Source organism: Candidatus Pelagibacter sp. Uisw_101 (genome assembly GCF_047727615.1).
Lineage (GTDB): Bacteria > Pseudomonadota > Alphaproteobacteria > Pelagibacterales > Pelagibacteraceae > Pelagibacter.
The window spans coordinates 508,290-521,195 of sequence record NZ_CP159821.1 but is presented as its reverse complement, the minus strand read 5'-3'; the positions used below and the strand labels follow the sequence as shown (position 1 = coordinate 521,195).

Genomic DNA, 12,906 nt, shown 5'->3' with positions numbered 1-12,906 from the left:
AAAAACACCCATTCATCTTTTATTTATAATAATTCTAAAAAAAACACTTAAATTTAAAATTTTTCTAAACATTCTGTTATAAGTGAGGATATTTTATTTATTGAAAAACTAGGACATTTTGGGTGTATTTTATTTAACCCCCATGAATACTTATCTAAAGTTTTTATATCATACTCCTCCATAGTCATAAGTGTAAGACCTTTTTTTTTATAAGTTTCAATATCATGAACCCCAACGCCTCCATCAAATAAATTTTCATTAGGTAGCTTAATCAAAACATGCATTGACTCGAATGGTATTGGTCTCATAACAAAAGCAATTTTAACTTTGTTGTTAAAGCGTAAATTCCATTCTATATAAAATTCGTTTGCAAATGCTCCACAAGGGCCATTATTAATAGAAGGAGTAGATTTTTCGTCCTTCTCAATATTAATAAACCCATAAAGATTATTGATATCTTTAGAAAGTTTGTTTAAATAACCAATAATATTTTTTTCAATTAAGATATTTTTTTTTATAAGTTTTTTTGATTTTAATTTTTCTTCATAAAATCTTTTTGTATCCTTCGTTTTTTCAAACGCATAACCATAATGAAATTTTGCTTCATTTTCTAGTAAACTTCCTAAATAATAACGAGCCTGATGATCGTCAGGTTTAATAATTATATGTCTATAAAAGCTGGATATAGCCATACTCAACTTCTTTTGTTTTTTATAGTTAATACCAAGAATGAAATGGACACCGATATGGTCTGGCTTAAGCTCTATGACTTTCTTAAAATTCTTTTCAGCTTCATCTAATCTATCAAGCTTATAATTTGTAGTGCCTAAATTGTAATAAGCTTCAATATGGTCTGGCTTAAGCTCTATGACTTTCTTAAAATTCTTTTCAGCTTCATCAAATCTATCGAGGTCTCTAAATATAATACTTAAATTGAAATAAGCTTCAATATGGTCAGGTTTAAGTTCTATAACTTTCTGAAAATTTTTTTCAGCTTCATCTAATTTACCAAGTTGATAAAGTATATTGCCTAAGTCATAATAGCATTCCATAAAGTCTGGTTTAAGCTCTATTGTTTTTTTACAACTTGCTTCTGCCTCATCTAATCTGCCAAGTTTATAAAAAAAAATACTTAAATTTTTATTGGCATCAAAATTTGTTGGTTCGGTATCTAATATTTTTTTATAAAGTTTTTCAGCCTCTTCAAGTTTACCTTCTTGATGAGCTGTAACAGCTTGTTGTAATGTTTGATTAATAGTTAGTTTCATATTAAAAAAAAATCATATTTAATAAATCTTAAATATAGAATTACTACAACTAGTAACGTTTCTTCCAAAAAAATCTAAAAAAAATTGATCTAACCTATATTTGGATTCTTTCTCAATTAAAAATTTTGAAATAACATCATGTTTGATATCGCTGTCTTCAATTATTAAATAATCATCTTTTTTTAAAATAGTATCAAATAAATTTAACGTATTTTCTAAGTTAACATGAGCATCTTCTATTAAAATTTTTTTTCCTTTAAATAATTCTGAACAAGGTGGTAAATTTTGCCCATTCATCTTGTTAAGATCATACTCAATAAAAGTAATATTCTTATGATTGATTGATGGTTTTTTAATATCATAACTATAAATGTGTGTCTTCAGCCCAAGTGCAGATGCTATATCCGCAAGCCAAGTGGCGCTACCTCCTAATCCAGATCCTAATTCAATAATAGTATCAGGTTTAACTTCTTGAAGTATCATCGAAAATATTGCTAAGTCAAAAGTAGTTTTACACAAATCAACTTCTTTCCATTTAATAGTTGAGTGAGCACCTTGAGAAAGCAAGTAAGGAAATCCTCTATATAATTTATTTTCAGACTTTACCTCTAATTGACTTTTAATTCTTGACGAATATAGCACAAAACGTTTTTCTTTTGAAAATAGTTCTTTCTCAAAAATATCACAAAAATCAAATTCTTGACTCGTTTCTCCTCTTAACTGAGACAGCACTGCATTATCAAAAAAAGTAGGAATACTATTTTGTTTTTGTAATTTTTTTACTAATTTAGGAATAACATTTTGTAAATTAGCCTTAGAAACTGTTTTTTTAGATTTCAATTGTAAATGTTTAACAAAATAATCCCAATACTTTTCAAATTCGCCGAGTCCTAAAAAAATTTCAGCAAGATTAATAAGGGCTTTTTCATGGTTAGGATTAATCTTAATTACTTTTTCATAAAAACTTTTTGCTTTTAGATTGTCTCCTAATTCAACAAATATTACACCTAGATTGAAATAAGCTTCAATATGGTCAGGTTTAAGTTCTATAACTTTCTGAAAATTTTTTTCAGCTTCATCTAATTTACCAAGTTGATAAAGTATATTGCCTAAGTCATAATAGCATTCCATAAAGTCTGGTTTAAGTTCTATTGTTTTTTTACAACTCGTTTCTGCCTCATCTAATTTGCCAAGTTTAAGAAGTAAAATACTCAAGTTTTTATTGGCATCTAAATTTGTTGGTTCGGTATCTAATATTTTTTTATAAAGTTTTTCAGCCTCTTCAAGTTTACCTTCTTGATGAGCTTTAATGGCTTGTTTTAATGTTTGGTCAGTAATCATTATTATTTTTATTTTTTAACCGCATATTATATGTCTAATTATTTTTTGTATTTGGTATTAAATCAAAGGAAACAATAATTCTATCTGTATCGGTCGTAAAAGGAATTGTTCGATGATAAAGAGATGATGGAAATAAAACAATATCTCCAACTTTTGGTTTATGTATTACTTTTAGTGAGTTATCATCAGAATAGTGCGGCCCATTCAAATTAAATTCTATAGCTCCTTCATTTTTATCAAGTGTTGGCACAACTTTTAAGTAAATAACTCCACTCAACCAACCTGATGGGTGGCAATGAGCAGTTTGATACCCTTGTTTTTTTAAATTAATATACCAACTAAATAAATCATTTTCATAAGGCCATTTTTTAATAAAAGAGCAAGATTCATTTTTAAATTTTAGACAATACTTATCAATTTCGTCTAAAATTATTGACCTAAGTTTATTCATTTTTTCTTGGGGGTTTTTAAATAAATTGAGTTTATTACCTGAATGATAACCGTTAAAGGTGGTTCTCCCAAAGGGTTCCCACCTAGTTTTTACATTTCCCAATTCTTTAATTGCCTCATTAATAAATAAATTAGATTTTTTTAGATGAGATGAAATATTGGAAGTATGTATAAAATCTATTGGATTGTTACAAAAGTTATGTTTTGTAATTTTTTTTTGTTTATAAGAAATAAATGCAGAAAATGCTGCAACTCTTAAATTTTTATCATCTAGATCTGAATATTTCTCAATACGTTCATAGATTTCTTCCGTCTTTCCTAAGGCATATAGACATGTTAATGATCGCCACCTTGAGTCTGAAGTGTTACAAATATCAAAATCTCTCAATGCTAATTCAAAATTTTTTTTTTCAAATAAGGTTTCTCCCTTACCAAATAATGCATCTTTCCAACCTGGTTTTAAGTTTAGGGCTTTGGAATAAATCTCTTCAGATTCATCTAGTTTATTAAGCTTACGTAAAGTTGCAGCCAAACTAATGTAAGTTTCAAAAAAATTAGGTTTAAGTTCTATTGCTTTTTTATAATTTTTCTCTGCTTCCTTGTATCTTCCAAGTTCTTCCAGTGTGGATGCTAAATTATTATAAACGATAGCATCATCATCCTTAAATTCTATTGCCTTTTTATAATTTTTCTCTGTTTCTTCTAATCTATCAAGATCTTTCAGGGTATTTGCTAAATTATAATAAGCTTCAAAAAAATTAGGTTTAAGTTCTATTGCTTTTTTATAATTTTTCTCTGCATCTTCTAATTTATCAAGTTTATTGGATATATTACCTAAGTTGTAATATGTGTTTGGTGAAGATGGTTTAAACTCTATCACTTTTTTATAGCTCTCCTGAGCCTCCTCTAACCTATCAAGTTTATACATTATGGTACCTAAGTTGTTATGGGCCTCAATATAATTTGGTTTAAGCTCTATAGCTTTTTTGTGATTTTCTACAGCTTCATTAATTCTATTAAGTTTAAATAATGTTTTAGCAAAGTTATTATAAGCTTCAGCAAAATCTGGTTTAAGTTTTATTAATTTTTTATAATTTTCCTCAGCCTCTTTTAGCCTTCCAAGGCTAAATAACAGAACACCTAAATTATTAATAGCCATTAGATGTATTGGTTGAGTTTCTAATATTTTTTGATAAAGACGCTCAGCTTCTTCAAGTTTACCCTCTTTATGTACCTTTATAGCTTGGTTGATACTTATTGTCATAATGAATAAATTTTACCATTGTTATTATATTCTTACCATATCAAAAATAACAAATGATTAAGAGTCTATAAAATTTTATTCAAAATTTGAGTTTTGATATGTTGACAAATGGTCTACTGTTAGAATTTATTTGGAAATGTTATTTCACAAAATCAACATTAATTATTCTATTTAATTAATTATTATCTAAATAATACTATAAAAATTAACACCGATCATAATTCTATCTATTTTTCCATCATATACCACGGAGTGCATTCTGTCGGCAGGAAAAATCATTATCATACCTTCGGTTGGTAAAATTTTTTCTTCAGGATCGTAAAGTGTTAAAACACCTGGTTCATTGGAATTTTGATCTCCTATAGAAAGATAGTAAGTGAGACTATACTTTTGATTATTTAGCCCATGAAATTTATCAAAATCAGTAATATGACAATGACGTTTTAAGGCACTTCCAGCACTTAGAATATTAAAAAAAGATTCCATTATATAAATATCAGATTTCACAGTCTGCTTCATAATATTAATCAAATCTTTTGAGACAGTCTTTATAATAGAACAGTCATTTTCAAACAATTTATAGTCTGAAGATCTACCATTTCCATAGCGAGGATCTTTTTCTAATTTATCTAATGGTGTAGCATTTATTTTGTATAATTTATTAATAAGTTCTGATTCAACACTTCTATATGAGGTAAATTGATTGATATTTAATTTACTGGAAGAAATTAAGTTGTCAGTTTTATTTTTCTCATCTTGTTTTATTGTCTGTTTGATAATTAATAATAATTCATTTTGTTTTAGCATAACATCTAAATTGCTATGAGCAGTATTAAAATCCGGTTTAAGCTCTATTGCTTTTTCATAACAACTTTTTGCTTTTTCATATTCTTTTAAATCTTTAAATATAGTTCCAAGATTATTATATGCCTGATCTAAATTTGGTTTAAGCGCTATTGCTTTTTCATAACAACTTTTTGCTTTTTGATTTTCTCTTAATAAATGATGAACTTCACCTAAATTATTATAAATTTCTGCAAAATCTGGTTTAAGCTCTATAGCTTTTTCATAACAACTTTTTGCTTCATCTAGTCTACCGAGATCTTTCAAAATAAGACCTAAATTATTATGAGCTTCTACGAATTCAGGTTTAAGTGTTATTGTTTTTTTGTAGATTACCTCAGCCTCTTTAGGTTTTTTTAATTCATTTAGTATGAAACCTAAATTAAAATGAACTTTAATAAATTCAGGTTTAAGTTTTATTGCTTTCCTAGAAATTGTTTCTGCTTCCTCAAGTTTATTGTCTTTAACAAGTGCATCTATGTAGCTAATCCAATACTGCTCAATATTAGAATTACCTTCAAGGGCTATCTTAAAAAATGGCAGTGCATCATCTGGTTTATTTAGTAAAACTTTTAGAGCGCCCAGGTTATGATTGGCATCTGAATGTATTGGCTGGGTTTCTAATATTTTTTGGTATAGAGTCTCAGCCTGCTCTATTTTACCTTTGTGTTGAAATATAATAGCTAAATTATTATTAGCATCTAGGTAGTTCGGTTCAATTTCTAGTATTTTTTTGTATAAATGTTCGGCCTCTTCAACTTTACCATCATTTTGTGCAATAATAGCTTTTTCGAATAGTTGATTAACTTTTAATTCCATTGTGAGCACTATTTATCACTAACTTGTATGATAGTATAGTCATGCTAAGGTTGTTAATTTAGATCAACACTATTTGTAGCCACATCATCAGGTATCACATCAAATACTAATACTGTACGCTCTTCATTAGATTCAAATGGAATTGTATGATGATGCAAAGAGGCTGGGAAGAAACACAAACTTCCAGTCACTACATCCATTATTTTTCTTAGATTTTGCTTTGTTTCTCTTTCAAATCCAGGTTCATTAATAATGGATAAAACTAAATTACCACTATCAGTTTTTAATTTTGGTGGCACATTTATATAAATGCTGCCACTCAACCAACTATTGTCATGTATATGAGGGGATATTTTACCTCCACTTTTCATATTTATAATCCAACTTTTAAGTTCAAAATTAGTTGGCCAATTCTTTAAAAATCCTTCATTACTATCTTTAAAATGAGCACGATATTTTTCTACTTCTAATAATATAATATCTTTAATTTTTTCTAAAGAATCATCTTTTTTATTAAACAGATTGCCATCCGTTTGCTCACCGTTCGTTAAAAGATCTTGGCGCTTAGAAGAAATATCACTTTTTTTTAAAGTATCTTTTATAGGTTTGACAAAGATATTTTTAAAATCATATTCTTTAGTTAAGTCAGTTTTTAAAGCGTATTTTAATGGTTCTCCACAAAATGGATTTGATCTCTTGGTTTCAAATTTGATTTCTGAACGAGAAATGAGTGAACCAAGATTAGCATTGTTCTCTCCTTCTTTTATACGTTCGTCTAATTCTTTCAAAAAAAGAGATTTGTCACCTAATTTATACAAGCATTTCAATATGAGGTCCCTACTTTTTTTTGTATTCACCTGTCTAAGTGCCAATATGCTTTCTTTGTATTTTTCTTCAGTGTAAAAGATGTGACCTAAATTATAATGGGCCACAGGGCTATTTGGATCTACTAATAAAGCTTTTTGATAACAATCTATTGCATTTTGGTAATCACCTCTTTCCATAACAATTGACCCAAGATTATTTAGTGCATTTACATGCTTGGGGTTAATTATTAGTGTTTTTTTTAAACTTTCTTCTGCCTCTTTAGGTCTAATAAGTTTATGTAGTGTGGCAGCTAAGCTATTATGCGCTTCAGCATGATCTGATTTTAATTCTATTACTTTTTTATAGCTTGCTTCAGCTTCTTCTAATTTATTAGATTGATAAAATATATTTCCAAGACCATTATAAGCCTCCACAAATTCAGGTTTGAGTGTTATTGCTTTTCTGTAAAGTATTTCTGCTTCTTTTAATTTTCCAAGTTTTGTTAGTAGAACAGCTAAGTTAAAATGAATTATAAAAAATTTTGGTTCCAGCTCTATTGCTTTTCGGTAGATTGCTTCAGCTTCTTTAAATTTTTTTTCTCTAATTAGTGTGCTTCCATAGCTAATATAAAATTGTTCAATATTAGAATTACTTTCAAGGGCTATCTTAAAAAATGGTAGTGCATCAGCTATTTTATTTTGTGAGACTTTTAGAGCACCTAAGTTATGATTAGCATCTGGATGTGTTGGCTGAGTTTCTATTATTTTTTGATAAAGAAATTCGGCTTCATCTAATTTGTCCTTAAACTGAAGTATGACAGCCAGGTTATTATTTGCTACTAAATGTGCTGGTTCAATTTCTAATATTTTTTGATAAAATCTTTCAGCTTCATCAAGATTATTATGTTGATTTGCAATAATAGCTTTTTCTAATAATTGATTAACTGTTAGTTTCATTGTTGATAAAATTTTATCATTACTAGTATAATGTAGCTATAATCAAAATTCTATGAGATTTTACCATATCAAAGTAATTTTGAGTAATTGATATTAAATTTTTTTTGTTCATTAACGTGATATTAAAACATTTCCTAAAAATAAATTATCTAATGCCCCTCTTGAAAAAGAAGATAAAGCATCATGAGGTGATTCCACTTTTGTAAAAGTATTTCTTGATTTAACTTGAATACCCATATTCTTGTATCCATGGCTCTAGTCTTGATTTATATGGTTCTAAATATTCTTCATAACATTTCCAGCGGTTGGAAGCGGTGTTATAGATTGGCTTCACAACTTGTGGATAACTTGGTGTGTAAATTCTATCTCTAGCAAGTGCTGTCTTTTGATAATTAATTAACTCCTTTTCCCATTTTAAATTCAAGAAAGTTAGAAGCTTAGAAATGTTTCCCTTAAAATCAAACACCAATTCTTCGTAATGAATTCTATGGATATCTAGCGAGTATCTTTCCTGGCTAAACTTAAGAAATTCCATCGCGGTACAATAAAAATCAGCTATCCTCTCTAGGTCAACCATAATTGCCATAGCAGGATTTAGCTCAAAGTTTTGCATCCAGCAACTCAGGACACAGTCAAGTGGATGTCGCAAAGCTACAACAAACTTTGCGTTTGGAAAAATTTGATTAATTAGAGGGAGCTGTAAAATGTTAAGAGGTAGCTTATCTATTACTACTTGTTTTTTACCAACCTCGATATACTTCTTCAATTCCTCTAAGTAAAAGCCACTTGCAATTTCTGCTGCTGCATTATCTATATCTTCAACTGTGGAAATAGCTGTAACGTTTCCCAAGCTTTTATTCATTTTTTCTACCATTGGTAGTTCTTCTACAACATCTATATTTGAATGGGTTCTTAAAATAGTGTCTAACAGGGTTGTACCAGATCTTGGGAAGCCGATTAAAAAAGTAGGCTGAATCCATTTTGGTTTAATAACCGACTTGTATAACTTTTGTTGCTGTAGTTGTTCAATCTGGAAAAGTTTTTCTCTTTGGTTATTAAAGTAATTTTCTGATTGTTGTTTCTTGTATTTCTGACTATCTTTCACATATTCGTTCATAGACTTGAATTCTTCATGTGCAGCACTGTAGTCTTTCTTATGATGATACCAGTCAGCTTTAAGCTTCATTAAATACAGTTTTTTTTCTTCAGATAATTCATCTTTGTTAATTTTTTTTATGAGCTCTTCAACCATCTCATAATCTTTCTCTCTAAATAGAATTAGTGCCTCGTAGAATAAAAAGTCTGCTTCTTTCTCAACAACTTTTACTTTCGCATTTTTTATAACCAACAAAGCCTCATCTACTTTATTAGTTTTTTCCAAGAGTTCACATAAGTTGAGATAGGCGTCAGCAAAGTCAGCTTTTAATGTTATCGCTTTTCTGTAACTTGCTTCAGCATCTTTTAATCTGCCCCGTTCTTTGAGTGTGTTACCCAAGTTATTGTAGGCTTCAGCAAAGTCAGCTTTTAATGTTATCGCTTTTCTGTAACTTGCTTCAGCATCTTTTAATCTGCCCTGTTCTTTCAGTAAGACACCCAAGTTGTAGTAGGCTTCAGCATAGTCAGGCTTTAGTGTTATCGCTTTTTTGTAATTTGCTTCAGCTTCTTTTAATTGGCCCTGTTTTTGTAGTAAGACACCCAAGTTGTAGTGAGCTTCGACATAGTCAGGCTTTAATGTTATCGCTTTTTTGTAATTTACTTCAGCTTCTTTTAATTGGCCCTGTTCTTTCAGTAGGACACCCAAGTTATTGTAGGCTTCAGCATAGTCAGGCTTTAGTGTTATCGCTTTTTTGTAATTTGCTTCAGCTTCTTTTAATTGGCCCTGTTTTTGTAGTAAGACACCCAAGTTGTAGTGAGCTTCGACATCCTGTGGATTTAGTTGTACAGATTTTTGACTAGCAACTAACGATTCATTTATCTTGCCTATTTGTTTAAGCACAGCGGCAAGCACTTTCCAGGCAAATGGATGTTTGGGAAATTCTTCAGTGAGGGATAGTGATAATTTTTCAGTATCAGTATATTTTCCAGTTTGATATAATTTTAAGAGAAATTCTAATTGTTGCCGAGATGGTTCTAAAACATTAACAATAGGTTTTTTCATAAAAAAAGACCCTACCAAAGCCCTAATCAGGTGTCTAGGTGATGGAATTAGGTTAATGAGCACCCAGAAAATTGTCTAGTTTTTTTCTAAGTTTCTTAATGTTTACGCCAAGTATATTTTAATAACTGAGTAAGCATAAGGGTTTTAGGCTGTCAGAGGCGGGTGTCGAGAGTCAGGTGTTATTTCACTGTTACAATCTGTGTCAAAGAGAAGCTAGTCAACTCTTATAAAGATATTACTGATGATAAATTTCAAGAAGCTGTTGATTACATTAACCTTTTGAAAGAGAACCCAAGTTAAGCAAGATAACATCTAAACATTAACGTGATATTAAAACATTTCCTAAAAATAAATTATCTAATGCCCCTCTTGAAAAAGAAGATAAAGCATCATGAGGTGATTCCACTATAGGTTCTCCCGGAAGATTGAAAGAAGTGTTTAATAGAATGGGGTAGCCTGTTTTTTTTTCTACCTCTAAAAGTAATAAATATAATATTTCATTATCTTTTTTATTTACTGTTTGAATCCGAGCAGTTTCGTCAAAATGAGTAATTGCAACTAGTCCTTTATCTAAAACTTTAACATTTCTCATCATAACTGGTGAGCTAGTATTAATATCAAAATATTGATTAGCTTTTTCTTCTATTACAACTGGTGCATATGGTCGATACCTATCTCTACACTTCATATAATGATCCAAAATATGTTTAGTGGTAGGACTGCTAGGGTTTGCTAAAATACTTCGATTACCTAAAGCACGGGGACCAAATTCACTTCCCCCTTGAAACCAACCAAATATTTTTTCTTTCTTAATTAAATCTGCAGCATGTTCAAATAACTCTTTATCTGAAAGAACTTTGTGAGAAAAATTATACTCTGCTACTGCTTCCATTATTTCTTCATGACTATACTTTCGACCATAATAGTCTGTTATTACTGAAGATTTTCTTTTGTAACCAAGCTGAATACTTGCTGCTAGTCCAGCTCCAATTGCTGTACCATTATCTTCAACAGATCCGTTTAAAACAACATTTTTAAATAAGTTGCTACTTTTTATTCTCTCATTAGCCACTACATTTAAAGCTACACCACCACAATAATAAAGTGTGTCTGTAGGATATTTTTCTTTAAGAATGCCAAGTAATTTTAAAATCACATCTTCAGTTTCTGACTGTACTTTCAGTGCTAAATTCTGATGATGTTTGCTATTTGATAGGTCTAAACTAAGTATATTTGGATCTTTAAAATTTTTTTTTAACTCTATAAAGTTTAGATTTAGCTCACATTTGTCAGTAATTGAAAGACTTGTTTTCTCACTCATTTGATCTACATCCCCAAACGCAGCTAACCCCATTACTTTGCCAGCATCATTTCTTGAACCACAACAATAAAGTGATGCCCATTCCCAATACTGACCAATACTTTGAAGTAGATCGGTGCCTTTATTAATTTCATCATTTGGATGATGGCTTGGACTAAATCTGTAAATTAATGAACTAGTCAATCCATCAAACCAATAGGCTGAAATCACCTCTTTGCCACCAAATTGTATGTAATCAATAACTTTAGAATGATATTTTTCCCTCACATTAAAAAACAATCTATCTTCTTCTAATGATCCACTTCCATCAATAATTAAGATTATTCCTGGTTCTAAATTTCCATAATGAGCAATATATTCCATATGTGAAAAATGATGAGGCACATAAAATGTTTCTGCATATTTTTTAGGAATACCTCCAATATAACGAAATAAATCTAAATCATTAATTTTTGTTAACTTCTGGGGCGTACATAAAGCTATCGCTTCAATATCTGAATATTCAAAATCTGCAGCGTCCAAGCAATAATGCACACACTTTGCTGTCAATTTTATATCTCTTTCCAAGGGCAAGGGTTGTCTCTTTACACGTGAAATTCTTTCGGCTTGAATTGCTGATTTTACCTTGCCATCACAGATAAGGGCCACACTACCATTGTGATGGGTATTAATTCCTAAAATTATACTCATTATTTAATTTATTAAGTTTTTATAAAATTATTTAAAATTTTTCTAGCAAAATTTTTGTTCTTACATAGTGCCAAACTCCTACTAACAACCAACCAACCAAGATCCTCTGTCACAGTATTTTTTATAAGATTTTTTGCATCTTGAATGTTTTTGGCTGCCAATTCTTCTGATAGTAAAAAATCTTTATTTTCAAATTTGTATTGACAATAGCTTATCTTGATTAAAATTTTATTATTTGTCTCTACTAATTTCAGAATTAAATTTATGTCAACAGTCTCAAAGAGAAATTTAGTTAAGTTATTCAAGTTACTGTTTTTTTTTCCTATCATAAGTAATTTAACATAAATTTGTGAAAACTCTTTTATATCACCTTTAGCTAGTAAGTTTCGGCCGCGCAAACACCAAGACTTTATAAATCCATCAATATATCTTTTAATATTAGTAATCTTATTTGTACAAATTTTTGATAAAAGGTCTTTAGAGTTTTCCCAATCACCTTTATTAATACTATTTACCATATCAATAAACTCTGATTCTAATAATATTGCCTTATTGTAGCTTGCTTCAGCTTTATCTAGTATGCCAAGTTGTTCTAGTGCAATACCTAAGTTTTTGTGGGCTTCGCTATCCTGAGGATTTAAATGTACAGATTTTTGAAGAGCGACTAAAGACTCCTTTATCCTTCCAGTTTTATTGAATATGGCTCCAAGCACTTTCCAGGCAAGTTGATTTTTGGGAAATTCTCTAGTGATAGATAACGATAATTTTTCAGCATCAACATATCGACTAGCTTTAAAGTATTTTAAGAGATCATATAATTGTTGATTAGATGGACTTGAATAATTACTTTCAAATTTTTTTTTCATAAATTACTTTATTAAAATGATTAAAAAACTCAACATGATCTAGGTTTATTAAGTTGTTATATTATAAGAATATTTGTTAACTTAATCAATTATCTAGCTAATTTTTATACATAATGTAATGAA

The 12,906-nt window shown here is 29.5% G+C and carries 8 protein-coding genes; all 8 read right to left on the bottom strand.

Features of this window, described 5'->3' with window-relative positions:
* Positions 1-53 precede the first annotated feature (53 nt).
* The 8 genes from ABXT48_RS02640 to ABXT48_RS02605 all read right to left on the bottom strand — a co-directional run bounded on the left by ABXT48_RS02640 (position 54) and on the right by ABXT48_RS02605 (position 12,783).
* Positions 54-1,268, bottom strand: a complete 1,215-nt coding sequence (locus ABXT48_RS02640) for a tetratricopeptide repeat protein (protein WP_415303230.1) — start codon at positions 1,266-1,268, stop codon at positions 54-56.
* Positions 1,269-1,286: 18 nt separating this feature from the next.
* Positions 1,287-2,609 carry a protein arginine N-methyltransferase gene (locus tag ABXT48_RS02635; RefSeq protein WP_415303228.1) on the bottom strand — a complete coding sequence of 441 codons (1,323 nt, stop codon included), beginning with the start codon at positions 2,607-2,609 and terminating at the stop codon, positions 1,287-1,289.
* Positions 2,610-2,643: 34 nt separating this feature from the next.
* Entirely contained in the window at positions 2,644-4,323 is a 1,680-nt protein-coding gene (locus ABXT48_RS02630; protein ID WP_415303226.1) for a tetratricopeptide repeat protein, read from the bottom strand.
* A 186-nt stretch (positions 4,324-4,509) separates the two neighbouring features.
* Positions 4,510-5,985, bottom strand: a complete 1,476-nt coding sequence (locus ABXT48_RS02625) for a tetratricopeptide repeat protein (protein WP_415303224.1) — start codon at positions 5,983-5,985, stop codon at positions 4,510-4,512.
* A gap of 53 nt (positions 5,986-6,038) precedes the next feature.
* Positions 6,039-7,748 (bottom strand): tetratricopeptide repeat protein, encoded by a 1,710-nt coding sequence (locus tag ABXT48_RS02620; RefSeq protein WP_415303222.1) that lies wholly within the window; start codon positions 7,746-7,748, stop codon positions 6,039-6,041.
* A gap of 220 nt (positions 7,749-7,968) precedes the next feature.
* Positions 7,969-9,906 carry a tetratricopeptide repeat protein gene (locus tag ABXT48_RS02615; RefSeq protein ID WP_415303220.1) on the bottom strand — a complete coding sequence of 646 codons (1,938 nt, stop codon included), beginning with the start codon at positions 9,904-9,906 and terminating at the stop codon, positions 7,969-7,971.
* Between the two features lie 319 nt (positions 9,907-10,225).
* Positions 10,226-11,917, bottom strand: a complete 1,692-nt coding sequence (locus ABXT48_RS02610) for a carbamoyltransferase C-terminal domain-containing protein (RefSeq protein WP_415303218.1) — start codon at positions 11,915-11,917, stop codon at positions 10,226-10,228.
* Between the two features lie 11 nt (positions 11,918-11,928).
* Entirely contained in the window at positions 11,929-12,783 is an 855-nt protein-coding gene (locus tag ABXT48_RS02605) for a hypothetical protein (protein ID WP_415303216.1), read from the bottom strand.
* Positions 12,784-12,906 lie beyond the last annotated feature (123 nt).

What these genes read in the sequence shown, in the direction of transcription:
- ABXT48_RS02640 (WP_415303230.1), bottom strand. Translation starts at nt 1,268, where the DNA reads ATGAAACTAACTATTAATCAAACATTACAACAAGCTGTTACAGCTCAT.
- ABXT48_RS02620 (WP_415303222.1), bottom strand. Translation starts at nt 7,748, where the DNA reads ATGAAACTAACAGTTAATCAATTATTAGAAAAAGCTATTATTGCAAAT.
- ABXT48_RS02610 (WP_415303218.1), bottom strand. Translation starts at nt 11,917, where the DNA reads ATGAGTATAATTTTAGGAATTAATACCCATCACAATGGTAGTGTGGCC.
- ABXT48_RS02615 (WP_415303220.1), bottom strand. Translation starts at nt 9,906, where the DNA reads ATGAAAAAACCTATTGTTAATGTTTTAGAACCATCTCGGCAACAATTA.
- ABXT48_RS02635 (WP_415303228.1), bottom strand. Translation starts at nt 2,609, where the DNA reads ATGATTACTGACCAAACATTAAAACAAGCCATTAAAGCTCATCAAGAA.
- ABXT48_RS02630 (WP_415303226.1), bottom strand. Translation starts at nt 4,323, where the DNA reads ATGACAATAAGTATCAACCAAGCTATAAAGGTACATAAAGAGGGTAAA.
- ABXT48_RS02605 (WP_415303216.1), bottom strand. Translation starts at nt 12,783, where the DNA reads ATGAAAAAAAAATTTGAAAGTAATTATTCAAGTCCATCTAATCAACAA.
- ABXT48_RS02625 (WP_415303224.1), bottom strand. Translation starts at nt 5,985, where the DNA reads ATGGAATTAAAAGTTAATCAACTATTCGAAAAAGCTATTATTGCACAA.